Source organism: Flavobacterium sp. (assembly GCF_003525665.1).
Lineage (GTDB): Bacteria > Bacteroidota > Bacteroidia > Flavobacteriales > Flavobacteriaceae > Flavobacterium.
On sequence record NZ_DQDX01000054.1, the window covers coordinates 1 to 26,677 of the forward strand.

The 26,677-nt window shown below is 34.0% G+C and carries 26 protein-coding genes and 1 tRNA gene; 18 read left to right on the forward strand and 9 right to left on the reverse strand.

All coding sequences use genetic code 11. The features are described from left to right. Positions 1-231: 231 nt before the first annotated feature. Genes DIU01_RS03755 through DIU01_RS03780 form a run of 6 tightly spaced genes read right to left on the reverse strand, consistent with a single transcriptional unit; the run spans position 232 to position 5,464 of the window. Complete coding sequence (locus tag DIU01_RS03755) at positions 232-1,296, reverse strand: hypothetical protein (RefSeq protein ID WP_290831910.1); 1,065 nt, start codon at positions 1,294-1,296, stop codon at positions 232-234. A gap of 2 nt (positions 1,297-1,298) precedes the next feature. Beyond that, the gene (locus DIU01_RS03760) at positions 1,299-2,048 is read right to left on the reverse strand and encodes an NARF domain-containing protein (protein ID WP_290831911.1); all 750 of its coding nucleotides are present in this window, start codon (positions 2,046-2,048) and stop codon (positions 1,299-1,301) included. Next, entirely contained in the window at positions 2,035-2,502 is a 468-nt protein-coding gene (locus DIU01_RS03765; RefSeq protein ID WP_290831912.1) for a Mov34/MPN/PAD-1 family protein, read from the reverse strand. Before DIU01_RS03765 ends, DIU01_RS03760 begins: the two co-directional genes overlap by 14 nt. Further along, on the reverse strand, positions 2,502-4,163 hold the full coding sequence (locus DIU01_RS03770) for a ThiF family adenylyltransferase (RefSeq protein ID WP_290831913.1): 1,662 nt from the start codon (positions 4,161-4,163) through the stop codon (positions 2,502-2,504). The genes DIU01_RS03765 and DIU01_RS03770 overlap by 1 nt, the downstream gene beginning before the upstream one ends. Positions 4,164-4,166: 3 nt before the next feature. Further along, positions 4,167-5,147 (reverse strand): nucleotidyltransferase, encoded by a 981-nt coding sequence (locus DIU01_RS03775; protein WP_290831914.1) that lies wholly within the window; start codon positions 5,145-5,147, stop codon positions 4,167-4,169. Between the two features lie 2 nt (positions 5,148-5,149). Beyond that, complete coding sequence (locus DIU01_RS03780) at positions 5,150-5,464, reverse strand: DUF3892 domain-containing protein (protein ID WP_290831915.1); 315 nt, start codon at positions 5,462-5,464, stop codon at positions 5,150-5,152. A 108-nt stretch (positions 5,465-5,572) separates the two neighbouring features. Between DIU01_RS03780 and DIU01_RS03785 the strand changes: the two genes are divergently transcribed. The 3 genes from DIU01_RS03785 to DIU01_RS03795 are packed head-to-tail and all read left to right on the forward strand — an operon-like array spanning position 5,573 to position 7,365. Further along, positions 5,573-6,175, forward strand: a complete 603-nt coding sequence (locus DIU01_RS03785) for a hypothetical protein (protein WP_290831916.1) — start codon at positions 5,573-5,575, stop codon at positions 6,173-6,175. After that, on the forward strand, positions 6,165-6,569 hold the full coding sequence (locus DIU01_RS03790) for a hypothetical protein (RefSeq protein ID WP_290831917.1): 405 nt from the start codon (positions 6,165-6,167) through the stop codon (positions 6,567-6,569). Before DIU01_RS03785 ends, DIU01_RS03790 begins: the two co-directional genes overlap by 11 nt. After that, on the forward strand, positions 6,556-7,365 hold the full coding sequence (locus DIU01_RS03795) for an ImmA/IrrE family metallo-endopeptidase (RefSeq protein WP_290831918.1): 810 nt from the start codon (positions 6,556-6,558) through the stop codon (positions 7,363-7,365). The genes DIU01_RS03790 and DIU01_RS03795 overlap by 14 nt, the downstream gene beginning before the upstream one ends. A gap of 142 nt (positions 7,366-7,507) precedes the next feature. Here DIU01_RS03795 and DIU01_RS03800 read toward each other — a convergent pair. The 3 genes from DIU01_RS03800 to DIU01_RS03810 all read right to left on the reverse strand — a co-directional run bounded on the left by DIU01_RS03800 (position 7,508) and on the right by DIU01_RS03810 (position 11,053). Continuing rightward, positions 7,508-7,581: transfer RNA gene (locus tag DIU01_RS03800), tRNA-Asn, on the reverse strand. Between the two features lie 141 nt (positions 7,582-7,722). Then, positions 7,723-9,060: an RIP metalloprotease RseP gene (gene rseP, locus DIU01_RS03805; RefSeq protein ID WP_290831919.1), complete on the reverse strand. Its 1,338-nt coding sequence runs from the start codon at positions 9,058-9,060 to the stop codon at positions 7,723-7,725. A 76-nt stretch (positions 9,061-9,136) separates the two neighbouring features. Further along, a complete protein-coding gene (locus DIU01_RS03810) occupies positions 9,137-11,053 on the reverse strand; it encodes a M1 family aminopeptidase (protein WP_290831920.1) in 1,917 nt (638 codons plus the stop codon). 177 nt (positions 11,054-11,230) lie between these two features. On the opposite strand from DIU01_RS03810, the gene serS reads away from it, so the two are divergent. From serS to DIU01_RS03885, 15 genes are all read left to right on the forward strand, one after another. Then, positions 11,231-12,502, forward strand: a complete 1,272-nt coding sequence (gene serS, locus DIU01_RS03815) for a serine--tRNA ligase (protein ID WP_290831921.1) — start codon at positions 11,231-11,233, stop codon at positions 12,500-12,502. A 166-nt stretch (positions 12,503-12,668) separates the two neighbouring features. Then, positions 12,669-14,444, forward strand: coding sequence for a tetratricopeptide repeat protein (locus DIU01_RS03820; protein ID WP_290831922.1), 1,776 nt, complete (start codon positions 12,669-12,671; stop codon positions 14,442-14,444). A 59-nt stretch (positions 14,445-14,503) separates the two neighbouring features. Next, entirely contained in the window at positions 14,504-14,827 is a 324-nt protein-coding gene (locus DIU01_RS03825) for a DUF4286 family protein (protein WP_290831923.1), read from the forward strand. A gap of 12 nt (positions 14,828-14,839) precedes the next feature. After that, entirely contained in the window at positions 14,840-15,025 is a 186-nt protein-coding gene (locus DIU01_RS03830) for a hypothetical protein (RefSeq protein ID WP_290831924.1), read from the forward strand. A gap of 3 nt (positions 15,026-15,028) precedes the next feature. Beyond that, complete coding sequence (locus tag DIU01_RS03835; RefSeq protein ID WP_290831925.1) at positions 15,029-15,502, forward strand: nucleotidyl transferase AbiEii/AbiGii toxin family protein; 474 nt, start codon at positions 15,029-15,031, stop codon at positions 15,500-15,502. A 68-nt stretch (positions 15,503-15,570) separates the two neighbouring features. Further along, positions 15,571-16,350 (forward strand): 16S rRNA (adenine(1518)-N(6)/adenine(1519)-N(6))-dimethyltransferase RsmA, encoded by a 780-nt coding sequence (gene rsmA / locus DIU01_RS03840; RefSeq protein WP_290831926.1) that lies wholly within the window; start codon positions 15,571-15,573, stop codon positions 16,348-16,350. Then, positions 16,340-17,692, forward strand: a complete 1,353-nt coding sequence (mgtE, locus tag DIU01_RS03845; protein ID WP_290831927.1) for a magnesium transporter — start codon at positions 16,340-16,342, stop codon at positions 17,690-17,692. The genes rsmA and mgtE overlap by 11 nt, the downstream gene beginning before the upstream one ends. 231 nt (positions 17,693-17,923) lie before the next feature. After that, positions 17,924-18,331, forward strand: coding sequence for a PaaI family thioesterase (locus DIU01_RS03850; protein ID WP_290831928.1), 408 nt, complete (start codon positions 17,924-17,926; stop codon positions 18,329-18,331). A gap of 221 nt (positions 18,332-18,552) precedes the next feature. After that, positions 18,553-19,761, forward strand: a complete 1,209-nt coding sequence (gene pcaF / locus DIU01_RS03855) for a 3-oxoadipyl-CoA thiolase (RefSeq protein ID WP_290831929.1) — start codon at positions 18,553-18,555, stop codon at positions 19,759-19,761. Positions 19,762-19,855: 94 nt separating this feature from the next. Next, on the forward strand, positions 19,856-22,351 hold the full coding sequence (paaZ, locus tag DIU01_RS03860; protein ID WP_290831936.1) for a phenylacetic acid degradation bifunctional protein PaaZ: 2,496 nt from the start codon (positions 19,856-19,858) through the stop codon (positions 22,349-22,351). A gap of 215 nt (positions 22,352-22,566) precedes the next feature. After that, entirely contained in the window at positions 22,567-23,316 is a 750-nt protein-coding gene (locus DIU01_RS03865) for an enoyl-CoA hydratase/isomerase family protein (protein WP_290831930.1), read from the forward strand. A 95-nt stretch (positions 23,317-23,411) separates the two neighbouring features. Then, positions 23,412-24,008 carry a transferase hexapeptide repeat family protein gene (locus DIU01_RS03870; RefSeq protein WP_290831931.1) on the forward strand — a complete coding sequence of 199 codons (597 nt, stop codon included), beginning with the start codon at positions 23,412-23,414 and terminating at the stop codon, positions 24,006-24,008. 39 nt (positions 24,009-24,047) lie between these two features. Beyond that, positions 24,048-25,346 carry a dihydrolipoamide acetyltransferase family protein gene (locus DIU01_RS03875; RefSeq protein WP_290831932.1) on the forward strand — a complete coding sequence of 433 codons (1,299 nt, stop codon included), beginning with the start codon at positions 24,048-24,050 and terminating at the stop codon, positions 25,344-25,346. Between the two features lie 4 nt (positions 25,347-25,350). Further along, on the forward strand, positions 25,351-26,418 hold the full coding sequence (locus tag DIU01_RS03880; protein ID WP_367221715.1) for a branched-chain amino acid aminotransferase: 1,068 nt from the start codon (positions 25,351-25,353) through the stop codon (positions 26,416-26,418). A gap of 59 nt (positions 26,419-26,477) precedes the next feature. Then, the coding region (locus DIU01_RS03885; protein ID WP_290831933.1) for a hypothetical protein at positions 26,478-26,677 on the forward strand (200 nt) is incomplete at its 3' end.

The window sequence follows — 26,677 nt, forward strand, 5'->3', positions numbered from 1 at the left end:
TTATTCCATCTTCTTTCTTTTTTCTATGCTCACTAATCATGCCTTCTAAAAAAAGCTTTTCATAGCTTAACTCTTTTTTAAAATACTCAAAATCTTCTACAAATGTTTTCATGCTCTTTCTAGGATTCTTTATACTTACACAATTTTAAAATCTAATATAAAACAAAATATATTAGTTTTGTAAAAAATGCAAGAAAGTCAATTACATTGTTTCTTTATCATTTTTAACACTTATATGTTATATGATATAGATTCCAAACTTGGAAAGTATTCAATAACATTTCTATTGTCCTTCTTAATATCTTCAATCATTTTGAAACAAAATTGACTAATTGTACTCTTCTCTTCATTTGTTAAAGAGCTTGAAATTATGTTGTTTGAATTTGCAGGATCAACAATACGAAGGTATTCAATATTTTTCGCAATAAAGTAAATCACATCCAATAGCGCTTTTTCAATATTATTTGATAATGATTTTTGCTCAATTGCTTTCTTGGCTAGCCATTCCAAGTAAATAGATTTAATACTTAAATTATTTTCTGCTTTCCAAACTTTCAAAAGTTTAATTATTCGCTTTTCACGATAATTAAAGGTAAGAACAGATAATTGTTTTAGTGAATTTGTTTTCTTGTAGGTTGGTTTTTCAAAAAAGCCAGTTTTGTTCACAAAAAGACAAGTGTCATTATTTCCGTTTTCTATTTGTCGTATAGGTACTATATCAATTCGTTTTATTTCGTCTTTTATTTTAAATTCCATACCTATTGAGTGTTTTTGCTCTCTAACTCCTTCTAAGGTTACATCCTTAAATTCGTCAAATGCAAAATCAGAAACTGTGTAATATAAATCTGCAAGGGTTCCAGAATCTTTTTTAAATTGTAATTGAATATCTATATCAGAACCTGATATGTTAGTCCCTTTAGCAATAGAACCATGAAATTTTGGAGTTATTGCCAAATCACTCCTGAATTTTTGATTTAGTTTGACTTTAACTTGTTCTGCTTTACTTAGTAATAAAGCATTGTCATCTTTATAGTAGTCCAAGGATTTATGAAGATAATTCGGGACAGTACCAAATTTAGAAAAGGCTTGTGTCATTTGATTATCACGAATAGATCCTAAAACAAAACCGCCTGCCCCACCAAATAGAGCCCCTTTTCCTGCAGCGAAAGCAAGTTGCCTCCAATCGAATTTCTTATTTGGATTATTATTGCTAAGTTGATAAAGAGCATTGATAAGGGCATTTCCAATCCCAAAGGTTATTGCTCCTGTTTGAGCATATGTTTTAGCTTTATTCATAATTATTCATTCATTTTTATTGCTTCAGAAAAACTCAAGGTCATCAATATATTGTGATACAAAGTAAATTTAGAGTTAGCAAAATTCAATTTAGGATTCCTATCTAACTGTTTAGTTGTATAACCAACAAAACATACATCATCATCCGCAGAATCAATTATATCAGTCACATCATTCTGTTTAAATTCCCCATCACAGTTATTAATAATAATTAAATCGTATTCAGGCAAACTGTCATATGATTTATTAATCCTGTAAATTACATTTTTAAACTTAAATGTTTCTATGGTATTTTTTATTTCTTTCTGAGACTCTTCATTTTCACTAATAACAATAATTTTTTTGGTTTCTTTTAAACGGCGTTCAAATTTTTGTGATTGTATCAATTTAATTATATCTTCCCTTTTTTGTTCAACTATAGTTTCTATTTTCTCCGCAATTGATTGGTTCACCTTTTTCTTAATACCCCAAAACATCAAATAAATACCATACAGAGAGGATGGTATTCCTAAGATAAGAATCATTGCAAAAAGATTTCTAACATCTTTATATTTTTCATCTATATCTTTAGCTAAATCATTTTGTGATTTTTGATACTCAGCCTTATAAACGTTTTCAATATTCATCTTATAATCCTCTAATTGACCAACCTTGGTTTCAAGATTAGCAATTTTAGCAGAATCAGATTCCTTTGCATTCATTGTTAAAAAGGTGAATAAAGCTATAAGAGATAACAGTTTAATTTTTTTCATATTTATATAATTTATTTTTAAATTGAACATAAAAACCAAGTTCCACTTTGGTTTTATTATAACCTATAATCAGCATTACAGGATTTTTAATTGACACTTCAGGATGATTTGCAATCGAATTTATGGCATTAATATCCGTACTACTGGGTATGGGTAAATTATTTGGATGGGTATGCCATTCTCCAAGGTAATATTTCTTGGGATCTTCCTCATAAAATTGTTTTAATTTATCATTTATGCCTACTGTATCCCTCTCAAACAAATATGGTGTCCCCTTATATTTATTCGGCAGAATTGTGTCAGTTATACTTAAGTGAGTCTGCTCCTTTGAGTAGTTGCCAATTAGAAAACCGCCAAATTCATTAGGATAATGCTGTACCCCAATGTCGATGATACTTGATAATAAAGTATCTTCAATTTCTAATGTTAATCCTAACTTATTAATTCTATACATCAAAATTCATCTAATTTTATTGAAAATATATCTTCAACATTCGTTTTTAAAACAAAGTTTCTCAAACTTTTACTATCATCAAGCATTTTCAAGTTAATATGCTTTATGGCAAATTGTACCAATGTGTTAATGTCATTGTACGAGGCTTTGAAAGTTGGATTCCAGCATCCATTTGGATTATGAACGTCTTCCAACTCATTATCCAAAACATTTTCATACTGATTCATTACCCAATTATAACTGTTTGGTTCAACAGAACAAACAAGCTCTTTTGCATTATTGGTTATTGACAATGTTATATACCTGTTCAGTTCCAACTTACTCAAAATATACAGCAAATCATTATCTGTCGAACAATCTATTATTATATCATAATGAAGTAATCTTCTCTGCAAGTCATGCGTAGAATTGATTAGCCCTTGTGATACTTTTGTGTCAACATGAAACATTGCTGCATTAATTATTCCAACATCTATAAAAGGCGAGATTGAGAACAATTCATTTGATAAATCGTCTGGCTTATTGCATATTCCTGTAAGGAAAGAATATTCAGATCGACAAACATTTTCAGGTTCTTTAATGTCATGGTCAACTACATCTATACTTGTACAGCCACATCTCGCAAATGTTGTCGCAACCATACTGCCTATCGCACCAACGCCAATAATAAGTATCTTGCTTTTTGTAATCTTTTCGGCTAATTTACCTCTTCCGAAAAAATAATCATAAGAACAATTTTTAGTGATGCCCCATGTTATATCTTCATCGACAAACCCGCCTTTCCATACTTTGTCTTCTTTATAAGACTCAATTGGGAATTTTCCAATTTCTAAAATAGCTACCTGCCAGTGTATCTCTTTTTCTGATATACTATAACCAATCAAAAATGGGATAGGGTTTCCTTTCAGTTTTGAATTGTTTTTCTGAACCCCATAGAGAAAAGTAAAAGCATCATTACTGACCAAGCTTTCTAAATCTGCCCAATTATTAATTATAAACTTTCCCATCCTCGCAGGAGGATTGTCTAGAAAAACATATATGCCAATATTTTTATGAGGTAATTGTTTTACTGCACTACTCCATTTACATTCTGATACTTTTGTAAATGAGGAATCTCTAAATTCCTGAATAACGTGGTTGAATATAACCTTATCATAATACAATCCATTATTTATTTGCGAGTATTCAAAGAACCCAAATTGATTTTTGTTAAAGGTGTAATCTACTTCCGTGAATAAAAAGGAAAAATGATTTTCCTTAAATTCTTTCGGCTGTAGAATTAAATGTTCATAATGATTGTCATTATCCTTATTCAGATAATACTTCCAAATCCATCTTTTTAATGAATTAATATCAATTTCAATCTTTTTCTTTAAGTCAGTCTGATGGGATGTGTGTCTGCAAATAGAGCCGTCTCCCATTACATGACCATATAACATATAATCCTTATTGGAAAAAGTAATGGATTCATGCTCCATCCTCTTTAAGGGATACTCGGGATAAATTTTAACGTCAAAAGACAAATACTCTTCGGTTGACTCTATTTGGACTTTAATCTTTCCAATTATATTAAATTCCGAATCTGAACTAAATGGAATCTCTATTGAAATTCCATTTAGTTCAGAAAAAATTTGTTGGATTAAATTTAGTCGTCTATCCATCATTTAACCGAACCTTTCATTTTTTGGTGGATTAGAATAAAATCCATTTCCTTTGTTTTCATATTTGTTGTCACTTTCTTCCTCTTCAACAAATTTCGCGTTTTCAGGAAAATAGGTTTTGATGTTTTCATCATTATCCTCAATTCTTTCAAGCATATACTTCATGTCATCAGAAAGGGTCTGTCTCTCGGATGTAGTTAAGGTTTCGATTAAGTCATTAGAACTATTCCCTGGGTCTTTCAGTGTAAAACTCTCGCCAGTAACTTCGTCACGGATATACTGTAATACAGCTTCAAGCTTACTCCATAAATTCCCAGAGATTTCTTTGTTGTCAAAAGCCTTAATTGTAATCAGTTCCAAAAAGAAGGATTTCGTAGGGTAATTGTACTTGGTGCTTTTCCATACTTTTAACAGACGAATAATTTTTCGAATTGAATCTTTCTCGGTAGTTGCCCTGTCTTTGATGTTTTTAATCTGAGCCTGCACATTGGTTTTAATTCTCTCACTCCCCTCGTCAAAATTTCCATACTTGTAGTAAACATACAGATTGAGATTTTCGTCGTCCTTATATTGATCCTGATTTAATTCGCGACCTGGCACAACATCGATTTTCACAACATCTCCGTCTGCATCGGCAAAAAATTCAATACCAATGGATACTTTTTGCTTTCTGACAGTTGCCTCTTCTTTATATTTCTCATTTAGAAAATCAAAAACGTCTTCATACATCTGTTTTAATGTTCCATTGGAACCAAATGCATTTCTTTTAAAAGGGCATACCATATCAAAATCAAATTTGATATTTACCGCCGTGTTTTTTGCGTAAGAACCTGAATTGAAAGGAGCGTAAATATTGCTTTCGTATTTCTTTTCTAATGCTTCCTTAACTTCCTTGTTTTTGTCTTTGTACTTATTCAAAAGCTTTTCTTCTTTGGTAATTTGATGCGTTTTAATTACCGAATCTAAGTGTAAATTCTTATCCATAATTATTTAATTGCTTTCATTGATATTAAATTATCTAAATTGTCTTTTGGGGTAGCATTCGCTTCGCTCCTTAAATATTCTTTTGTGAATCCTTGAACATAGGTTACTTTGGACTTTATAGTCCAACTAGGATAACCCCATACTACTGTTCTAATAACATTTCCTTTTTTTAATAGTGCTATTGTACTTGCTTCTGATGTTTTTTCGCCCATGCTCCATGTATCTCCGTCATTAACGGGATGCAACATTACATGAGTAATATTGTCACTCGAATCTTTCCACACACCAGAAATCACATAATTTGCTGACCTGCTCATAATTTTATTTTTAAGTTAAACCTCTTATATACATTGTAATGCTACAAAAATTTTATAAATTGCCATCGCTATGGAAATTTTTTCTAAAATTTAAGCATTACTATATAAATGAAGTCAGATAATAGAAAAGTTGCAACTTTTGATGAGAAATGCAAAGCACTTCAAGAAGTCTATACTTCGGAGTTTTATGCTATTCTTTTCAAACACGCTATCATTCGGCTTAAAACTGTTTTTGGAATCAAATATAATCATCAGAAGGGTTTCAGGGGCATTATGATTGAGGATATGATTAATGATACAATCGAAGCGTTCCTCAAGGAAGGTGGCAGGAATTGGTATCCTGAAAAATTCCCTGATTTCCGAAAGCAGATAATAAGCGCATTAGACAGCGTTATTTCTAATACATTAAGTGCCGAACTTGAAAAAGCAAATGAAACATTTGAAATTCTCGATAATGATACGGAAATGTCTTTTGATGATTCCGATTATCAATCATTATTAACCGTATGCCATGATGAATTAGCAGGTATGGGAGCAACGGATGATGAGTTATTGTTGTTTGAACCATATATAATCAATGGTATGAAACGAAACGATTTGTCAGAGCTACTTGGTATCAGCATCGAGGAGCTTACAAATATCAAAAAGCGGTTAGACCGTAAATTACCGTTTATAAAAGAAAAATTGAAAGTGTTGAATTATGAAAAATAACTTCATCAAAAAGATTGACCAGGCGATTATCTCGCAAATTATTGACGGCGATTCTAGTACTTATGATGAGATACTTAAAGAGCAAGGTTTCAATATTAATGAGCTTGAAGATTATGCCCTTAAAAATTTCCGTAAGCACTCATTCCTCTTAAAGGGATATATTAATAAGCAAAGAGATATTGCCTTGTTAGAAAAAGCTTCAGCGTTAATACAAAATGCAATCGAGAATAATATTGATAAGCCAATCAGCTATTTAAAAAATCTAATTGCTAACAATAAATTCCAAGTTCAATACCGAAATCTTGAAAATCTGGGTATTGAGGAAATAAAAGAAATAATAAAAGATCAAAACTTATTAGAATTACTGGAGCAACTAGAAGATGATCAAAAATAGAAAAGGTTCAAATAGGGCTAAAGCACTATTAGAAGAAATTGGCTTTGATGAAATTACAGATATTCCTATGGATATTTTCGTTGCCGCACTTGGAGCAACATTAGTTGAAGAAAAGTTGTCAAGTTCTGATGGTAAAATTATAAGAGGCAAATCTAAAACCTTAATAAAAATAAATTCTGAAATCCAATTCGAGGAAAGAAAGCGATTCACTATTGCTCATGAAGTTGGGCATTATTTATTGCATGATAAATTAGACTTAGAAGTACATAATGAAACAGCCAATACATTAAATTGGTTTAACAGTGCTGAACAACAAGCAAAGAAAGGTATTCAGGAATGGGAAGCTAATGATTTTGCATCAGAACTTTTAATGCCCGAAGATACAATAAGAAATGTCACTTATCGCAGAAAATTTTCTCCAGATTTAGTAAAAGAACTTTCCGAAAGATTTAAAACCAGCTTAACTTCAATCATCTACAGATTATTAACATTAAACATTTATCCACTCTTCGTAGTTTTTATTAATAATGGAGCTGTTAAGTATTGGAGTAAGTCAGATGGTTACTGGATAAAAATTAAAGATATTACAAAATTGGGACCGCCTGAAGACTCTGTTGCACAAGAATATATTGACGCTGAATATGATTTTTTGTATTCTAGTAGTGATAAGGCTCAACAAATATATAAGTCCACGTGGTTTGAGTTAAAAGATGATGAAGATGATAGTCTGTTTTTTGAATATTGTATTCCTTATAAACAGCTTAAAACGATAATAAGTGTGGTTTGGGAGTATTAATATTAAAGCGGTTCGAGAAATCGCCCAAAAATCCCATAATTTTATTTTATACTTCTCGAACCCGTTTGTAAGCGGGTATGTTTTTGATTATCAAATAGATACAAAAGAAAAAGCCGCTAAATTAGCGGCTTTGTCAGTAGAGCTCCCCCTCTTGGGCTCGAACCAAGGACCCTCTGATTAACAGTCAGATGCTCTAACCAACTGAGCTAAGGAGGAAACTGTATATTTTCAATAATGGATGAACTTTTTTGAGGCTTATTTGTGACTTGAAAACCTATTTCTTATCTGCTAAGCGGTTGCAAATATAATATGTTTTTTACGTTTTGCAAATTAAAATTGTAAAAAAATTAATTTTTTTTACAAAAGTTTATCAACCACTAATTGATAAATATCTTTGCCAAAGGTTAAAGCCATTAGACTCAGCAAGATAATCATTCCGAACGTTTGAACGTAACCAGCAGTTTTTTCGTTTAAAGTTTTGCCAGTAATCATTTCTACAATTGTAAAAAGTGCATGTCCACCATCTAATCCTGGTATAGGAAGTAAATTCATGAATGCTAAACCAATTGAAAAAAGTGCGGTAAAGCTCCAAATAAATTCCCAATTCCATTCGTCTGGTAACATTCTAGCGATACCAATTGGACTTTTAACTTGTTTGTATGCTTGCGTTTTTGGTTTTAAGATTAGTTTAAACTGTTTTACATTATAAACTAATAACTGCCATGATTCTTTAGCAGCTTGTGGTAAAGCTTGTCCAAATGATAGTTTGTTTACTACTTCAAACTTTTCTTTATCATTGGCTAAAGTAAGTTTAGGACGAAAACCTAGTTTACTGTCTTTGTCAAGTTTAGCTTTTAAATTAACCGTATTGTTATTTCTAACTACAACTAGTGCAATAGAATCATTTGCTTTATTAGATAACAAATTTGTGAATTCGTCATAGTATTTAAACGTTTTACCATCAACTGATGTGATCCTATCGTCAACTTTTAATCCAGCATTGAACGCAGCAGATTTTGGTAAAATTGAATCAATTTTGAAGCCTTCAATTCTAGGCATCATGAAATTTTTGCCTTCTGTACCAAGTATTTTGGCTTTACTTTCGTCTGATAATTTTAGTTCTTTTGGTTGACCATTTCGCTCAACAATTAGTTTATCACTTAAAAGTACATCAATAATTAGTCTGTTGAATTTGTTTTGAACAGGCTCACCATCAACAGAAATAATTTTGTCTCCATTTATAAAACCTACATCTTTTCCTATTTGAGTGAAGCTTAACCCATTTTTTTGAACAACATCTGTAGCGATGTATTTTTGCCCGACAGTAGAAAACATGATAGTATAAATTGTTATTGCTAACACAATATTTACAAATATACCGCCCAACATAATTATTAAACGTTGCCAAGCTGGTTTCGATCTAAATTCCCATGGTTGTGCTGGTTGTTTCATTTGTTCGGTGTCCATACTTTCATCAATCATTCCAGAAAGTTTTACGTAACCACCAATTGGCAACCAACCAATTCCCCATTCTGTATCTCCAATTTTTTTCTTTAGTAATGAAAAGCCAGCATCCATAAAAAGGTAGAATTTCTCAACTCTAACTTTAAAGATTTTTGCGGCGATATAATGTCCGAATTCATGTAGTATAACTAATACTGATAAAATAAAAATAATTTGTGCAACTTGTATCATTAATCTATAAATGTAATTTCTTAAAAAGCAAAAGTAAGGTTTTCACCTTACTTTTTACTAAATATGTTATTTATGTCTAATTTTTTATAATTTTTTTATGAAATGTACCTTCAGAAGTTTCAATTTCTACATAATAAACGCCCGAGGATAAAGTGTTTACTGAGAAATCACTATTAGAGTTTTCAAGAACTTTCTGTCCGATTCCGTTAAATAGTGAAACCGAATTAATAGTAATATTTGATGGTAATTGAATGTGAAGTTCGTTTTGAACAGGATTTGGATAAATCGCAATTCCGTTTTCTAATTCGAAATTTTCGTTAGCTAAAGTTGCCGTGTTATTTTTAGAAATTATATCTTTTTCTGGGTCAAATTCCACTCCAGTTACTACAAAAGGAACCGAAATAATAAATTCTTGATTGTTTGATGTATTATTTAAAACAGTATCAAATGTTAATCCACCAGCGCCAGTAAGTCTAACAGGAACAGGCATTTCAAAGAACGGTACTGATAAATGTGATTGCGTTTGTCCGATAGTTATTTTAGCTTGACCAGTACCCCAATTTTGAGCCGTTACAGTATAGGTTGGATAACCTTGTTTGTAAACCCAATCATCAAAGAATTCTGTTAAACTGCTTCCATAAACTGCTTCTAAGTGTGATTTTAAGTCTGATGTAACAGCATATTTGAAGGCTAAATTAGTGTCGGCTAAATAATTTTTTAAAGCTTGGAAGAACATCACGTCACCCATCTTTAATCGAAGCATGTTTAAAACCATCGCACCTTTATTGTACGATAATCTACTGCTGAAAATTCTGCCAACATTAGTAGCCTCAGTATCTGTTAAATAAACGGCGCCATTCGGTTGCGAGGTTATGTTGTTAATAATACTGTTTTTATTAGCAATAAAAGCGGCATTTCCATCAAAATTTTCAATAACTAATGATGATAAATAAGTTGCAAATCCTTCATTTAACCAAATGTCTTTCCAAGTTCCACAGGTTATTTTGTTCCCAAACCATTGGTGTGCCAATTCATGAGCAATTAAGCCACGACTAAAATTTTGCATAAATGAAACTGTAGTATGCTCCATTCCTCCGCCCCAACCAAATTGTGCATGCCCATACTTTTCGTTATGAAAAGGATATACTTCAAATAACGTTTCAAACAAATTCATAATTAAAGGTGTTTGTGCTAATTGAGTTTGAACAGCAGGTGTAAGAGTTTCTGGATATATGTAATTTACAACTGGAAAATCATTTGGAGCAGTTCCTGCAGTTTGATTAAAAATAGAATAATTAGTAACGGCAATAGCTACTAAATAAGCAGGAATAGGATAGTTGTGATGAAAATGAGTTGTTTTATTAGAACCGTTAACAACTTGGCTAATCTCAAGACCATTTGATGCACTAACATATTGTGAAGGTGCTGTAATGTAGATATCAATCGAATTTATTTTATCATTTAAATCTTGTTTACAAGGCCACCAATCCCTTGCACCAAATGGTTCAGATAAAGTATAAATAACTGGAGTTCCATTGTGGGTTGATGTTGTAAAAGCTTGTTCTCCTGTTGCTGGCGCGCCCGAATAATTTATTTCAATTATTCTAGAAGTTCCTGCTAATTGTATCGATGGAAGCGTGATAACAAGTTCGTCATTGGCATTTTGTAGAAAAGTAAGATTTGTTGCACCTAATTTTACTGAACTCACAACCAATTCATTGGTCAAGTCAAAGGTTACGGTTGACATATTAGACAATGCTGTGTAAGTTGTAGTAACTTTTCCAACAATGTTATAAACAGCTGGATTAACTGTAAATTCTAATTTTTGATAAGTAACATCATAATTTAAAGTGTTCGGATTAACCGCTAATTCCATTAAATTCGAAGCCGATTTCATCTCAGCTTCGACTATTTCATTTAACTCTTTTTCATTGGTTTGGGCAAATGAAAAGGTTATCGAAAAAAGGAATAATAATAAGTAGGTTTTTTTCATGACAAATGGTAATTTTTTGCGAATATACTAATTATTTACAATCATAAGTTTTAAACATGTCCTAAAATTGGTTTTAAGCGCCTATTATTGATGATTTTACAACGAATGATTATCTTTTTATAATAGTTCAATAATAAAAACCAATTCCTTAAATTTGCAATCTTATAAAATTAAACCATGTTACAGATAGCCTTTATTAGAGAGAATCAAGAGAAAGTAATTCAAGCTTTAGCAAAAAGAAATTTAGATGTTAAAGATTTGGTTAAGGAAGTTGTTGCCTTAGACGAAATTCGTAGAGCGGTTCAAGCCGAAATGGATAATGCTCTTTCAGAATCTAATAAGTTGTCCAAAGACATAGGTGATTTAATGAAAAATGGCGAGAAAGCTAAAGCAGAGATTTTAAAGTTAAAAAATGTTGCATTAAAAGAGACGAGTAAAGATGCATCAGAACGACTTGAAACATTAGCACACGATTTGTTGCAAAAAATGTATTTGCTACCTAATTTACCAGCAGATATAGTTCCTGTTGGAAAAAGTGCCGATGATAATTTAAATGTATTCGAATCGGGAGAAATCCCAGCTTTGCATGAAGGCGCATTGCCTCATTGGGATTTGATAAAAAAATACGACATCATCGATTTCGAATTGGGAACTAAAATTACAGCTCCAGGATTTCCTGTTTATAAAGGAAAAGGAGCCAAATTGCAACGTGCTTTAATTTCGTACTTTTTAGATAAAAATACAGATGCTGGTTATCTTGAATATCAAGTGCCGCACATGGTAAACGAAGCTTCTGCTTATGGAACTGGACAATTGCCAGACAAAGAAGGTCAGATGTACCACGATGCAAAAGACGATTTGTATTTAATTCCAACGGCCGAAGTTCCGGTAACAAATATCTTTCGTGATGTAATTTTGTCTGAAAATGAATTACCAGTTTTATGTACAGGTTACACACCTTGCTTTAGAAGAGAAGCAGGAAGTTGGGGCGCACACGTTCGTGGGCTAAACCGTTTGCATCAATTTGATAAAGTAGAAATCGTTCGAATTGAACATCCAGATAAATCTTACGAAGCTTTAGAAGGAATGGTAGAACACGTCAAAGAAATTCTTGATGAATTGAAATTACCATACCGAGTTTTAAGACTTTGTGGTGGCGATATGGGATTTGCATCAGCATTAACCTACGATTTCGAAGTGTTTTCTACAGCTCAAGATCGATGGTTGGAAATTTCATCTGTTTCTAATTTTGAAACGTTTCAAGCCAATCGTTTGAAATTGCGATTTAAAGATAAAGACGGAAAAAACCAATTGGCACATACATTAAACGGAAGTTCTCTTGCATTACCAAGAGTTATGGCCGGAATATTAGAAAATTATCAAACGCCAGAAGGAATTGTAATTCCAGAAGTATTGCGCAAATACACCGGATTTGATATTATTAACTAAAAGTTAATCTTACACTATAATGTACTAAATTGGCACAAAATGTGTTACTTTAGTACATTGTTTTTTAGATACAATTGATGAAATCGCCACTAACAAAGAGTTTGTGAAACAAACACCTATAAACGGCGATAACATATATGACCTCTAAAAAATAAATTTTACATATATGAAAAAACTCTTTACCTTATTATTCTTAACAATTTCGTTATTTGTTCAATCTCAAAATGAACAATTAGCGCAAAATTATTTTGATAGAGGAGAGTTTGAAAAAGCAGTAATCAGCTACGAAGAATTGCTAAAAAATCAACCCAATAATTTCAATTTTTTTCAGAAAGCAGTTGAGTGTTATCAGCAATTACAACAATTTGAAAAAGCAGAAAAAGCACTTCAAGAACGATTCAATAAATACAAACAATCTACTTTGTTAGTTGATATAGGATACAATTATCAACTACAAAAGAATCAATCGGAAGCGACGAAATACTACAATCAAGCAATTGAAAAAATAAAGAAAAATCCAGCAGATAGTTTTGGTATTGGATATTTATTTGATAAAAAAGGATTGACTGATTATGCCATATTAGCTTATCAAACGGCAATGGATTTAGATCCGAAATTGAATTTTAATTATCAAGTGGCATTGCTTTACGGACAAAAAGGTGATGCCGAAACCATGATTGAAAAATTGTTGAATGAATCGTTCAATAATCCGCAGATTATGGTTACAATTCAAAATCAATTATCAAGATACATGACTGAAGATGCTACAACATCATTCAATGATATGTTACGGAAAGCGCTTTTAGTTCGAATTCAAAAGAATCAAGATATTTTCTGGAACGAATATTTAAGTTGGTTTTATGTGCAACAAAAAGAGTACGGAAAAGCATTTATTCAAGAAAAAGCAATTTATAAACGCGATCCCGAATCATTTTCGAACATCATCAATTTAGGACAACTAGCTATTGAAGAAAATGACGATGAAGCAGCAACAGAAATTCTCGGATTTGTACTAGAAAACACCAAAGATTTAGATTTGCAAATTCAGTCGCATTCCTATTTGATGGAAATGAAAATAAAGAAAGCGCAACCCAAAGACTATCCAGCCATCAATCAAGAATTGGATAATTTGATAAAGGAATTTGGAGTAAGTCCGTTTACATTATCGTTGTTAAAAATCAAAGCACATTTTGCAACCTTCAATTTAAAAGATGCCGAAACCGGAAAAACAATTCTAAAAAATGTTCTGGAAATGCCTTTAAATAGGCAACAAATTGCAGAAATGAAAATGGAATTGGGCGACATTTTATTATTTGAAGAGAAATTCAATCAAGCCTTAATCTATTATTCTCAAATTGAAAATGAGTCCAATAATAACCCAATTGGGCAAGAAGCAAGTTTGAAAACTGCCAAAACAAGTTATTACAAAGCCGATTTTAAATGGGCAGAACACCAACTTAAAGTATTAAAATCAGCATCAACACAACTTATTGCCAACGATGCTTTAGATTTATATTTATTGATTTCAGACAATACCGTAGAAGATTCTACTCAAGTAGCTTTAAAGAAATTTTCTCGTGCCGATTTTTTAGTTTTTCAAGATAAAAAAGAAGATGCATTAGTAGCTTTTCAGCAAATTTTAAAAGAAAACAAAGGTGATGCAATTGAACCAGTAACGCTTTTAAGAATTGGAAAAATCTACGAAAAAAAGAACGAATACAATTTAGCATTAAGTAATTATCAGCAAATAATTGACAACCATAAAGAGTGTATTTATATTGATGAAGCCTTGTTTTTTTCTGCCGAAATTTACAATCAAATGGGAGATTTTGAAAAAGCAAAACCACTATACGAACAAATAATTCTCAATAAAGCCGATAGCATTTACTTTGTAGAAGCACAAAAAAAATATAGAAAAATTAGAGGCGATAAAGATATTTAGATAATATCAGTTTCAAAAGTTCAAAAATCAAAATTCAAAATTCAAAAATCTTCAATCGTATGATTTTATATAACGTAACAATAAACATTCAAGAAAGCGTTCATGATCAATGGATGAATTGGATGCAAACCAAACATATCAATGACGTTCTTGCCACAGGAAAATTTTCGTCGGCACGAATGGTAAAAGTTTTAGTAGAAGAAGAAATGGGCGGAACAACCTATGCCATTCAATACACAACCGATTCTATGGAAACATTACAACGTTATTACGATGAAGACGCACCACGATTAAGAGATGAAGGCGCACGACTTTTTGGCGACAAAATGTTAGCTTTTAGAACAGAATTAGAAATGATTTCAGAGTTTTTTCAGACGAATTAATGTTTTTTTGATATGGAAATTAAATTTCAAACTAAAGACGAAAGTAATAAACAACAGCAAGATGATTTTTTAAAATTATCAAAGGCTGATCGTATTTATGCGTTTTTACGTTTGATGGAAAGAATGAGTCAATTTCCTGTTAAGAATAAAGTTGATAGTTCTAAGGATAATTTCATTATTGAATTGAAAGCAAAATAAATTATGAAACTTTGGGAACAGAATATAGATGAATTTATTTCTACTGCCAATAAACATAACGTAAGAATGTTGATGGTTGGTGGCGGTGCAGTTAACTTTCATGGTTATCAAAGGCATTCAGCCGATGTTGATTTTTGGATTGAGACTACTAATGAAAACTTTATTAATCTTGTTGCAACGTTTAATGATATGGGTTATGAAATCAAAGATTTTCCTGAGAAAGTTAAAAATAGAGAGCAAAATATTTCAATCAAATTTTCGCCTTTAGATCTTAATTTAGAGTTAATCACTAATTTTTCTGTGAATAAATCTTTTGATGAAGCTTTTAACGACAGTGAACAAGTAACAATCAATGAAAAAACCTTTTTAAGATGGAATGTATTATCTTTTGAAGATTTAATAACAAGTAAAATTAAAGCGAACAGACCAAAAGATTTATTGGATATTCAACAGCTCATAGAAATCAAAAATAAGTAAATTTGCTCAGCAAGTTCATTTGCAAATAAAAAAAACCTTAGCGACTTAGCGCCTTCGCGGCAAACAACATGGAAAAAGTAAAAGCCAAAAAACACCTCGGACAACATTTCTTAAAAGACGAATCTATCGCCAAAGCCATTGCCGATACATTAAATCTTGAAGGTTATAATGATGTATTAGAAATTGGTCCAGGAATGGGTGTTTTGACCAAATATTTATTGGAAAAACCTATCAATACTTACGTAATTGAAATCGATACTGAATCGGTTACGTACCTAGATGAGAACTTTCCGAAGCTAAAAGATAAAATCATTTCAAAGGATTTCTTGCGATACAATGTCAATGAAATTTTTGATGGAAAGCAATTCGCAATCATCGGAAATTTTCCTTACAATATTTCTACACAAATTGTTTTTAGAACATTAGAATATCGCAATCAAATACCAGAATTTGCCGGAATGTTTCAAAAAGAAGTGGCCGAAAGAATTTGCTCTAAAAAAGGAAGTAAAGTCTACGGAATCCTATCTGTTTTAGCACAAGCATTTTATGATGTTGAGTATTTATTTACAGTTGATGAAACGGTTTTTATTCCGCCACCAAAAGTAAAATCGGGCGTGATGCGCATGCGAAGAAAAGAAAATTACAATTTGCCTTGCAGCGAAAAAATGCTTTTTACAGTAGTAAAAATGGCTTTTCAACAACGCAGAAAAACCATGCGCAATAGTTTAAAAGCATTAAATTTGTCCGATAATTTAAGAGAAGACACTATCTTTGACCTTCGTCCAGAGCAATTATCAGTAGAACAATTTATAGAACTTACCCAAAAAATAGAAGCCAATGCAGTTTAAAATCAGCAAAGAACTTTTAGTTCAAATAGAGCAATTAATTCATCAAAAGAATGACCACGAATTGGGTATTTTGTTGAATGATTTGCACCATGCTGATATTGCCGAAATTTTTGACGAATTAGAATCAGAAGAGGCAATCTATATTTTTAAACTATTAGATAGCGAAATTACCGCCGAAATTCTTCTTGAACTAGAAGACGACGTTCGTGAAAAAATCCTACGCGGACTATCTGCCAAAGAAATCGCCGAAGAAATAGACGAGCTCGACACCGATGATGCTGCCGATATTATTGGTGAACTTCCACAAAGCAAAAAAGAACAAGTAATCTCTGAGCTTGAAGACGTTGAACACGCTAAAGATATCGTTGATTTATTACGTTACGATGAAGATTCTGCTGGTGGTTTAATGGGAAAAGAATTAGTAAAAGTCAACGAAAACTGGAACGTTCTCACTTGCGTAAAAGAAATGCGAATTCAAGCCGAAAACGTTACAAGAGTTCATTCTATATATGTAGTCGATGACGAAAACAGATTAAAAGGACGTTTATCGCTAAAAGATTTATTAGTCACTTCTTCAAGAACCATGATTAGAGAGGTTTACATCAAAAAAGTAGACTCTGTTCGTGTCAATGATTCCAATGTTGAGGTTGCTCGAATCATGCAAAAATACGACTTAGAAGCCATTCCAGTTATAGACGAAATGGGACGATTAGTTGGCCGAATCACTATCGATGATATCGTAGACGTTATCAAGGACGAAGCCGACAAAGATTACCAATTGGCTGCCGGTATCTCGCAAGACGTTGAAGCCGATGATAGCATTCTCGAACTCACAAAAGCGCGATTACCATGGCTAGTTTTAGCACTTTTTGGTGGATTTATCAGCGTAACTTTACTAGAAAGTTTTCAAGGCGCAATGCAGTTTCATAAAGAATTATTCTTTTTTACACCATTAATTGCCGCAATGGCAGGAAATGTTGGCGTTCAATCATCAGCAATTATTGTTCAAGGTTTAGCCAATCATTCCATCAGCGGAACTATATTTAATCGATTATTAAAAGAAATATCACTCAGTTTACTTAACGGATTAATACTTGCAATAATACTATTTTTAGGAAGTCATTTTTTGTTAGGCGTTGACATAAAAATCGGAATAATTGTCACCATCGCCTTGCTTTCTGTAATCATCATTGCGTCGCTAATCGGCACATCAATTCCATTAATTCTTGATAAATTCAACATTGATCCAGCACTTGCAACTGGACCATTCATAACAACAAGCAACGACATCTGCGGAATTTTAATCTACTTTTCAATCGCTAAGTTGATTTTAGGGTTTTAATCTGAACTTGTTTCAGATTCTCATTAAGAAGCGAATGGCTCGGGATTTTTTGGTTTCCATTTTCCTGCTTTCCATTACAATCTTTTTCAACTCCGACAGAGTTCAAAACTCTGTCGGAGTTAAAAAAGTATTTCCATTGCAATCAGGGCTAGATTGCATTTGTCTTTTGTAAAATTAAGCTTTCAAAACACATTTTTCTTAATGAAACTTAATACCTTAATGGTTTAAAAAATGGAAGGAACAAAAATACCATACAAAATGTTGTCTCAAGACGCCTACAGCCAATGGCTCGGCATTGAAATTCTCGAATGCGAAATCGGTCGTTGCAAAGTAGCAATTACAGTTCGCAGAGAAATGCTCAATAGTATGTACAAAGCCCACGGCGGAATCACCTATTCGTTGGCCGACACCGCTTTCGGATTCGCCGCCAACACGCACGGTAAATTTTCCGTATCCATAGAAACGTCCATTAATCACATCGAAGCCGTAAACGAAGGCGATTATCTAACCGCCGAATCAGTAATAGAAAAAGTAAATAACAAACTAGGATTCAATATAATAGAAGTAAAAAGAGGCGACGAATTAGTAGCACTTTTCAAAGGCGTAGTTTATCGCACCCAAAAAGATTGGGAAGAATAGAAACTGTCAGGCTGAGCTTGTCGAAGTCAGGAGCGAATGGCTCGGGCATTTTCAGTAATGGCAATTCCTGCTGCCTTTCCAAAGCTCGCTAAAGAAGCGAGGCTTTTCCCTTGCATCAGGGCTAAATAGTAAATGTATTGAATAGATAATAAAATAAAAAACAAATATAAGTTCAAAGTTGCGCAACTGAAAACTGCCAACTGAAAACTGCCAACTGAAATATGGAAGCATACATCATAGACGGAGTAAGAACTCCAATCGGAAGTTACCAAGGAACACTAGCATCGGTTCGTCCAGATGATTTAGGAGCATTGGTCATCAAATCCGTAGTAGAAAATAATCCAAACATTCCAAAAGAAGCTTACGACGACGTAATCATAGGTTGCGCCAATCAAGCAGGAGAAGACAACCGTAATGTAGCTAGAATGTCTCTTTTATTAGCAGGATTACCATACACAGTTCCAGGCGAAACTGTAAACCGACTTTGCAGTTCAGGATTGTCAGCAATAATCCACGCCAATCGCGCCATAAAAGCAGGAGACGGACACATTTTCATAGCAGGCGGAATCGAAAATATGACTCGCGGACCATTAGTGGTTTCAAAACCATCATCAGCTTATGGAACCGATTCTAAAATGTACGATACCAGCTTCGGATGGCGTTTTATAAATCCAAAACTACACGAAATGTACGGCACAGATGCCATGGGTGAAACAGCTGAAAATCTAGTAGAAAAATACAATATCACTCGTGAAGATCAGGATACGTTTGCATTAAATAGCCAACAAAAAGCAACAGTAGCACAAACCTCAGGAAGATTAGCCAAAGAAATAGTTACGGTTGAAATTCCACAAAGAAAAGGCGATGCTATTCAATTTTCAAAAGACGAATTCATAAAGCCAACCACTTCAATGGAAGGTTTATCAAAGTTACGTCCAGCTTTCAAGAAAGACGGAAGTGTAACCGCAGGAAACGCTTCAGGATTAAATGACGGAGCTTGTGCAACAATAATTGCGTCAGAAGAAGCTGTTAAAAAATACAACTTAAAACCATTGGCTCGAATTGTAAGTTCATCGGTAGTAGGAGTAGAACCAAGAATTATGGGAATTGGTCCAGTAGAAGCCACCAAAAAAGCTTTAGAAAAAGCAGGTTTAACATTAGATCAAATCGACATTATTGAATTAAACGAAGCATTCGCAGCACAAAGTATAGCATGCATTCGCGAATTAGGATTGCAAGACAACGATCCAAGAATAAACCCAAACGGTGGCGCAATAGCAATCGGGCATCCACTAGGAGTAACCGGAGCAAGAATCGCCTATTCAGCAGCATTAGAATTAAAACTAACAGGAAAACGATACGCATTAATCACAATGTGCATCGGAGTTGGTCAAGGCTACGCAGCAATTATCGAACGCGTAGCTGAATAGCCGTTGGCTTTAGCCAATGGAAAAAATGGAAAAAAAATGGAAAAAAGATTTTTATTTTAATATAAAAGCTCTGTATGAGCGACATATTGGTAATATGAACAAAACACAACATTACGTACAAGGAAAATGGACATCTGCAACTGGAGAAGGAAAACCTTCTTTTGACGCAGTCACAGGAGAATTCATCGCAGAAACATCTGTCGAAGGATTAGATATTCCAGCCATTTTGCATTATGGAAGAACCAAAGGCGGTGAAAAACTCCGAAAAATGACCTTCCAAGAACGCGGGAATATGATTAAAAGTTTGGCGATGTATTTAACCAAACGTAAAGAAGCATTCTACGAAATTAGTTATAGAACCGGTGCAACTCGCGTCGATTCGTGGATTGACATCGAAGGTGGATTCGGAAACTTATATGCCAATGCTTCCTTACGAAAATTATTCCCAAATCAATCGTATCACGTAGAAGGCGACCCAATCGATTTGTCCAAAGGTGGTCGATTTATGGCGCATCATATTTTAGTTCCTAAAAAAGGAGTAGCGATTCACATCAACGCTTTTAATTTCCCAATTTGGGGAATGTTAGAAAAGTGCGCCTGTAATTGGATGGCCGGAATGCCAGCGGTTGTTTTGCCAGCTCCAGTTACAGCTTATTTAACAGAAGCTGTAGTTCGTGAAATTATAGCATCTAATATTTTACCCGAAGGCGCTTTACAATTGATTTCGGGAACTGCCAAAAACATTTTTGATACAGTGGAAAGCCAAGACGTAATCACATTTACAGGTTCGGCAGCCACAGGAAGATTGTTAAAATCACATCCAAGATTAATAGAAGAATCAGTTCCGTTTACGATGGAAGCTGATAGTTTGAACGCATCAATTTTAGGTGAAGATGCAGTTCCAGGAACACCCGAATTTGATTTATTCATAAACCAAGCTCGAAGCGAAATCACTGTAAAAGCCGGACAAAAATGTACTGCAATCCGTCGTATGATTGTCCCAGAGAAATTGATGGATGATGTTCAAGCTGCTCTTTCAAAATCATTAGATAAAGTTGCTATCGGTGACCCAAGATTAAAAGAAGTTCGAATGGGTGCATTGGTTAGTAAAGACCAAGTCGATGTTTTAAAAGGAAGAGTACAAGAATTATCAAAATCTGCCAAAATAGTTTACGGAGATTTAGAAAAAACCAACATAATCGGAGCAGACGAGAAAGGCGCTTTCATTAGCCCAATTTTACTTCGCGAAGACAATCCGTTCACCAATTTAGCCGTTCACGAAACCGAGGCATTTGGACCAGTTTCAACAATAATGCCATATAAAAACCTTGACGAAGCTATTGAGTTAGCTCAAATGGGTAAAGGTTCGTTAGTGTCGTCTATCGTAACAAATTCTGATGAAATTGCTAAAGAATATGTAGTAAACGCAGCTTCACATCACGGAAGAATTTTAGTTTTAAATCGTGAAAATGCCAAACAAAGCACAGGTCACGGTTCGCCATTGCCATTATTGGTTCACGGTGGACCAGGTCGCGCTGGTGGCGGAGAAGAAATGGGTGGCGTTCGCGGAATCAAACATTATATGCAACGTTGTGCAATTCAAGGATCGCCAACAACTTTGACTGAAATCACTGGAATTTATCAAGCGAATTCGGCCTATAAAGAAATCACACAACATCCGTTTCAATACCATTGGGAAGACATCCAACCCGGAATGTCATTGCGAACACACAACAGAACTGTTACTGATACTGACATCATCAATTTTGCCAACATCACTTGGGATCATTTCTACGCACACACCGATATTACTTCGCTAGATGGTAGTATTTTCAAAAAGCGAACGGCGCACGGTTACTTCATTTTAGCAGCAGCTGCAGGTTTGTTCGTTTATCCAAATAAAGGTCCAGTTGCCGCAAATTATGGATTGGAAGAATGTCGTTTCCTGCGTCCAATTTACCACAATGATACGGTTTATGTACGTTTAACGTGTAAACAAAAAGTAGATAGAGATGTAGCTTCAGCCGAACATCCAAGCGGAATTGTAAAATGGTTTGTAGAAGTTTTTGACACCGAAAACGAATTGGTTGCAGTAGCAACAATTTTAACAATGGTGCAGAAAAAACAAGAGGTTTTCGTTGAAATGACCGATGAAAAAATAGCGGAATGCATCAATAAACTAACCGAAAATTCAAAACCAAGTTGGGGAATTCTAACGCCACAGCATTTGTTAGAACATTTGGAAGAAGGTTACAGAATTATGTCAGGTGAAATTCAAGATTTCGAAATAGCAACGCCCGAAAAGATTTTGGATAAAGTTCATAATTCGTTATACAATTACGACAAATTCCCAATGGGAACCAAGTTTCCAACGATGAAAAAAGACGAATTGGAAGATTTAATCCATCCCGATTTTGAAACAGCCAAAGCCAAATTTTTCGAAGCCAAAGAAAATTACAAAACCTATTTCAAAGAAAATCCAGAAGCCATTTTAAAGAATATGGTTTTTGGAGAAATGAATAAATACGCCTCTTATCTGTTAGAAAGAAAGCATTTAAATCATCACTTTGAACAATTTAATATTTTGTAGAATAATGATTAGAAGCTAATCCTGCTATCCGCTCTATCTTTTCCTTTTTAAAGAAAAAAGAAAAAGGATGCCGCTACTATCAGGGCTAGGAATATAGAATAAAAAAGAAAATCAGCGATAATCAGTTAAATCTGTGTAATCCGTGGCTAAAAAACTTAATCAAACTTAATTTCTTAATGGTTTAAAAAACTTTAGACCTTAAACTTTAAACAAAAATGAACGCATACGTAAAACAAAATATAGAAAACAACATCGCCACAATTGAGTTTTTTCATCCAGAACAAAACTCATTGCCTAGCGATATATTAGCACAATTAGCCAACACAATAACAGAAGTTGGAAATAATTCAGAAGTAAAAGTAATCATCCTAAAAAGTGGTGGCGACCGAACATTCTGCGCCGGAGCAAGTTTTCAAGAACTAATTTCCATCAACGATGCCGCAACCGGAAAAGTATTTTTCTCAGGATTTGCCAATGTAATCAACGCAATGAGAAAATGTCCAAAATTCATCATCGGACGCATTCAAGGAAAAACCGTTGGTGGCGGAGTAGGAATAGCAGCAGCAACTGATTATTGTATGGCAACAAAATTTGCAGCAATAAAATTATCAGAACTAAACGTCGGAATCGGACCATTCGTTGTTTCTCCGGCAATCGAAAGAAAAATGGGAGTTTCAGCAATGTCACAAATAGCAATCGACGCCAATACATTTTATGAGGCAACTTGGGCAAAAGAAAAAGGTTTGTTTGCTCAAGTATTTGAAAATATAGAAGAAATGGACGAAGCCGTTCAAAAATTTGCAGAGCATTTATGTACCTACAATCCAGAAGCGATGCTCGAAATGAAAAAAGTTTTCTGGAGAGGAACAGAAGATTGGGACAATTTACTAGCCGAAAGAGCAGCAATAAGTGGAAGATTAGTATTGTCTGATTTTACGAAAGAAACGTTGAAGAAGTTTAAATAAGAAGATAGAGCCAAGAAGCAAGAGACAAGAAAAATTTCATAGAAGCCTGTCTTTCATCTTGCAGCGCAGCGGTCTTTCATCTATAATCTAAAAAAATGGTATACGAATTCAAAGGATTCATCCCGGTAATACACGAAAGTAGTTTTATCCATCCGCAAGCAGCGGTTACGGGTAATGTGATTATTGGAAAAAACGTTTACGTTGGTCCAGGCGCAGCGATTCGTGGCGATTGGGGCGAAATAATTATTGAAGACGGCTGTAACGTTCAAGAAAATTGCACGATTCATATGTTTCCAGGAAAGTCAATGGTGTTGAAAGCCGGAGCACACATTGGTCACGGAGCGATAATTCACGGAGCAAATATTGGTGCGAATTGCCTTATAGGAATGAATGCTGTAATTATGGATGACGTAAATGTTGGTGATGAATGTATTATTGGCGCATTAAGTTTTATAAAAGCCGGAATGCAAATCCCAAACCGAAAAATGGTAGTAGGAAATCCAGCCACAATAATAAAAGATGTTTCTGATGAAATGATCGATTGGAAAACCAAAGGAACTGCATTGTACCAACAATTGCCAGCAGAATGTTATGAAAGTTTAAAAGCAGTCGAACCTTTGCGAGAAATTCCAGTCAATCGTCCAACACAAGAAGCGTTTTATAAAACATTAGAAGAATTTAAAAAATCGTAGAGACAACGCACTGCGTTGTCTGTACAACAAAATATAAAAATGGCAATAACAGAATTCAAAATGCCCAAAATGGGTGAAAGTATATCCGAGGCAACAATAATCAGTTGGTTGAAAAACGTAGGTGATTTTGTGGAAGCCGAAGAAACTATTTTAGAAGTAGCTACCGATAAAGTCGATAGTGATGTGCCTGCGCCAATTTCGGGAGTAATCACTGAAATTCGTTTTCAAAAAGATGATGTAGTTGAGGTTGGAACCGTTTTGGCATTAATAGATTCAAGTCAGCAGATGGCAGATATCAGTTTGCAGTCAGCAGAAAAACATCAGAAATCAGAAGTTGTTTCACCAAATAAAGTTGAAGTATCTCAACTGAAAACTGACAACCGAAAACTGACAACCAATCCAAACGCTTTCATTTCGCCATTAATCATCTCAATTGCACAAAAGGAAAATTTATCAATCGAAGAATTACAAACCATTCCAGGTTCAGGAACCGATGGACGTTTGCAAAAAAGCGATGTGTTCAACTATTTGAAGAACCGTAAATATCCTATTCAGTCAAATCCGATAACTGACAACCGACAACCGACAACTACAACCTTTCCAAAACCAAAAATCAATTTTGTAGAAGGAAAAGATCGTATTGTCGAAATGGACAGAATGCGCAAGATGATTGCCGATCATATGGTGTATTCTAAGCAAACTTCGCCTCACGTGACTTCTTACATTGAAGTTGATGTCACGAATTTGGTAAATTGGAGAAACGAAAACAAAGATAAATTTCAAGAAAAGCACAACGAGAAACTAACGTTTACGCCTGTATTCGTTCAAGCTGTAGCAAAAGCTGTAGCCGATTTTCCAATGATTAATGTTTCTGTGGATGAGAAAAATATTATCGTTCACAATGATATCAATATCGGAATGGCAACCGCATTACCATCAGGAAATTTAATCGTTCCTGTAGTGAAAAATGCCAATGAAAAAGATTTAGTCGCTTTAGCAAAAGATGTAAATACTTTGGCGGAAGCTTCACGAAATAACAAATTAAAACCTGAACAAATTCAAGGAAGTACGTTCACGATTTCCAACGTAGGAACTTTCGGAAGTTTGATGGGAACACCAATTATCAACCAACCCGAAGTTGCAATTTTAGCTTTAGGAATTATTAAAAAACGTCCCGAAGTTATCACAACTGAAAAAGGTGACGAAATCGCCATCAGAAGTATGATGTATCTTTCTTTATCGTTTGACCATAGAGTAGTGGACGGATTTTTAGGCGGTTCATTCTTACGAAAAGTAGGTGATTATTTAGAACAATTTGACGCAAACACAACAATATAACATTATGGAAACAGTAATGACACAAGCAATTAAAATAACTAAAGTTTCACAGTCAAGAGTTTCAGAAGTGAACATTGAAAACATCACTATGGGAACAAATTTCACCGATCATATGTTTATTTGTGATTATGAAAATGGTGAATGGAACAATCCAAGAATTGAGCCTTTGGCATTGATTCCAACGCATCCTGCAGCAATGGCTTTACACTACGGACAAGCTATTTTTGAAGGAATGAAAGCGACTTTAGGGAAAGACGGTACGCCATTATTATTCCGTCCGGATGAAAATGCAAAACGAATGAATTTTAGTGCAGATAGAATGGGAATGCCTTCCTTTCCAGAAGATTTATTTGTAGAAGCATTAAAGCAATTCACTGCTTTAGAGAAAAATTGGATTCCAAAATCAACTGGAAGTGCTTTGTATTTGCGTCCGTTTATGTATGCCGATGAAGCGTTTATTGGAATGCGTGCGGCAACGAGTTTCAAATTCATTGTAATGGCATCGCCAGCTGGACCATTTTTTAGTAGAAAAATCAAATTATACGCGGAGAAAAAATACGTTCGTGCCGTAAATGGTGGAACTGGAGAAGCCAAAGCAGCCGGAAATTACGCAGCAGCCATTCGTCCAACAGAATATGCAAAAGCTAAAGGTTTTGATCAAGTTTTATGGTTAGACGCACAAGATTTTGAATACATTCAAGAAGTAGGAACTATGAATATTTTCTTCAAAATTGATGGAAAATTCATTACTCCAAGTTTAACAGGTTCGATTTTATCAGGAATTACTCGAATGAGCGTAATCGATTTATTAAGAAGTAAAGGTTTTGAAGTAACCGAAAGACCAATCACCATTTCAGAGATCATCGAGGCATCGAAAAACGGAACTTTAGAAGAAGCATTCGGAACAGGAACAGCAGTTGGAATCGCAATGGTAGAAGAAATCGGCAACAATGATTTATCCATTAAATTCCCAAGCGAAAATCCAGTTTCTGTGATGGTAAATGATACTTTGAATGCAATTAAAGTTCAAGATATCAAAGATGAATTTGGTTGGATTGTAGAAGCGAAATAAGTTTATATTACAACTCTGTCAGAGTTTAAAACTCTGACAGAGTTTACTTCAAATAAATTATGTTAGATAAAAAAATACTAGAAAAAGCATTTTCAACAATGGCAACTGCTAAAGCAATGGCAACCTTGTATGAAGATAATTTCAAAATAGTTTCCAAATACGTACACGCAACTTCACGCGGACACGAAGCGATTCAAATTGCGATGGCGATGCAACTTTTGCCTCAAGATTATGCGTTTCCGTATTATCGTGATGATGC

Coding starts and splice junctions, on each gene's coding strand:
- DIU01_RS03755 (WP_290831910.1), bottom strand. CDS start 1,296: ATGAATAAAGCTAAAACATATGCTCAAACAGGAGCAATAACCTTTGGG.
- DIU01_RS03760 (WP_290831911.1), bottom strand. CDS start 2,048: ATGAAAAAAATTAAACTGTTATCTCTTATAGCTTTATTCACCTTTTTA.
- DIU01_RS03765 (WP_290831912.1), bottom strand. CDS start 2,502: ATGTATAGAATTAATAAGTTAGGATTAACATTAGAAATTGAAGATACT.
- DIU01_RS03770 (WP_290831913.1), bottom strand. CDS start 4,163: ATGGATAGACGACTAAATTTAATCCAACAAATTTTTTCTGAACTAAAT.
- DIU01_RS03775 (WP_290831914.1), bottom strand. CDS start 5,147: ATGGATAAGAATTTACACTTAGATTCGGTAATTAAAACGCATCAAATT.
- DIU01_RS03780 (WP_290831915.1), bottom strand. CDS start 5,464: ATGAGCAGGTCAGCAAATTATGTGATTTCTGGTGTGTGGAAAGATTCG.
- DIU01_RS03785 (WP_290831916.1), top strand. CDS start 5,573: ATGAAGTCAGATAATAGAAAAGTTGCAACTTTTGATGAGAAATGCAAA.
- DIU01_RS03790 (WP_290831917.1), top strand. CDS start 6,165: ATGAAAAATAACTTCATCAAAAAGATTGACCAGGCGATTATCTCGCAA.
- DIU01_RS03795 (WP_290831918.1), top strand. CDS start 6,556: ATGATCAAAAATAGAAAAGGTTCAAATAGGGCTAAAGCACTATTAGAA.
- rseP (WP_290831919.1), bottom strand. CDS start 9,060: ATGATACAAGTTGCACAAATTATTTTTATTTTATCAGTATTAGTTATA.
- DIU01_RS03810 (WP_290831920.1), bottom strand. CDS start 11,053: ATGAAAAAAACCTACTTATTATTATTCCTTTTTTCGATAACCTTTTCA.
- serS (WP_290831921.1), top strand. CDS start 11,231: ATGTTACAGATAGCCTTTATTAGAGAGAATCAAGAGAAAGTAATTCAA.
- DIU01_RS03820 (WP_290831922.1), top strand. CDS start 12,669: ATGAAAAAACTCTTTACCTTATTATTCTTAACAATTTCGTTATTTGTT.
- DIU01_RS03825 (WP_290831923.1), top strand. CDS start 14,504: ATGATTTTATATAACGTAACAATAAACATTCAAGAAAGCGTTCATGAT.
- DIU01_RS03830 (WP_290831924.1), top strand. CDS start 14,840: ATGGAAATTAAATTTCAAACTAAAGACGAAAGTAATAAACAACAGCAA.
- DIU01_RS03835 (WP_290831925.1), top strand. CDS start 15,029: ATGAAACTTTGGGAACAGAATATAGATGAATTTATTTCTACTGCCAAT.
- rsmA (WP_290831926.1), top strand. CDS start 15,571: ATGGAAAAAGTAAAAGCCAAAAAACACCTCGGACAACATTTCTTAAAA.
- mgtE (WP_290831927.1), top strand. CDS start 16,340: ATGCAGTTTAAAATCAGCAAAGAACTTTTAGTTCAAATAGAGCAATTA.
- DIU01_RS03850 (WP_290831928.1), top strand. CDS start 17,924: ATGGAAGGAACAAAAATACCATACAAAATGTTGTCTCAAGACGCCTAC.
- pcaF (WP_290831929.1), top strand. CDS start 18,553: ATGGAAGCATACATCATAGACGGAGTAAGAACTCCAATCGGAAGTTAC.
- paaZ (WP_290831936.1), top strand. CDS start 19,856: ATGAACAAAACACAACATTACGTACAAGGAAAATGGACATCTGCAACT.
- DIU01_RS03865 (WP_290831930.1), top strand. CDS start 22,567: ATGAACGCATACGTAAAACAAAATATAGAAAACAACATCGCCACAATT.
- DIU01_RS03870 (WP_290831931.1), top strand. CDS start 23,412: ATGGTATACGAATTCAAAGGATTCATCCCGGTAATACACGAAAGTAGT.
- DIU01_RS03875 (WP_290831932.1), top strand. CDS start 24,048: ATGGCAATAACAGAATTCAAAATGCCCAAAATGGGTGAAAGTATATCC.
- DIU01_RS03880 (WP_367221715.1), top strand. CDS start 25,351: ATGGAAACAGTAATGACACAAGCAATTAAAATAACTAAAGTTTCACAG.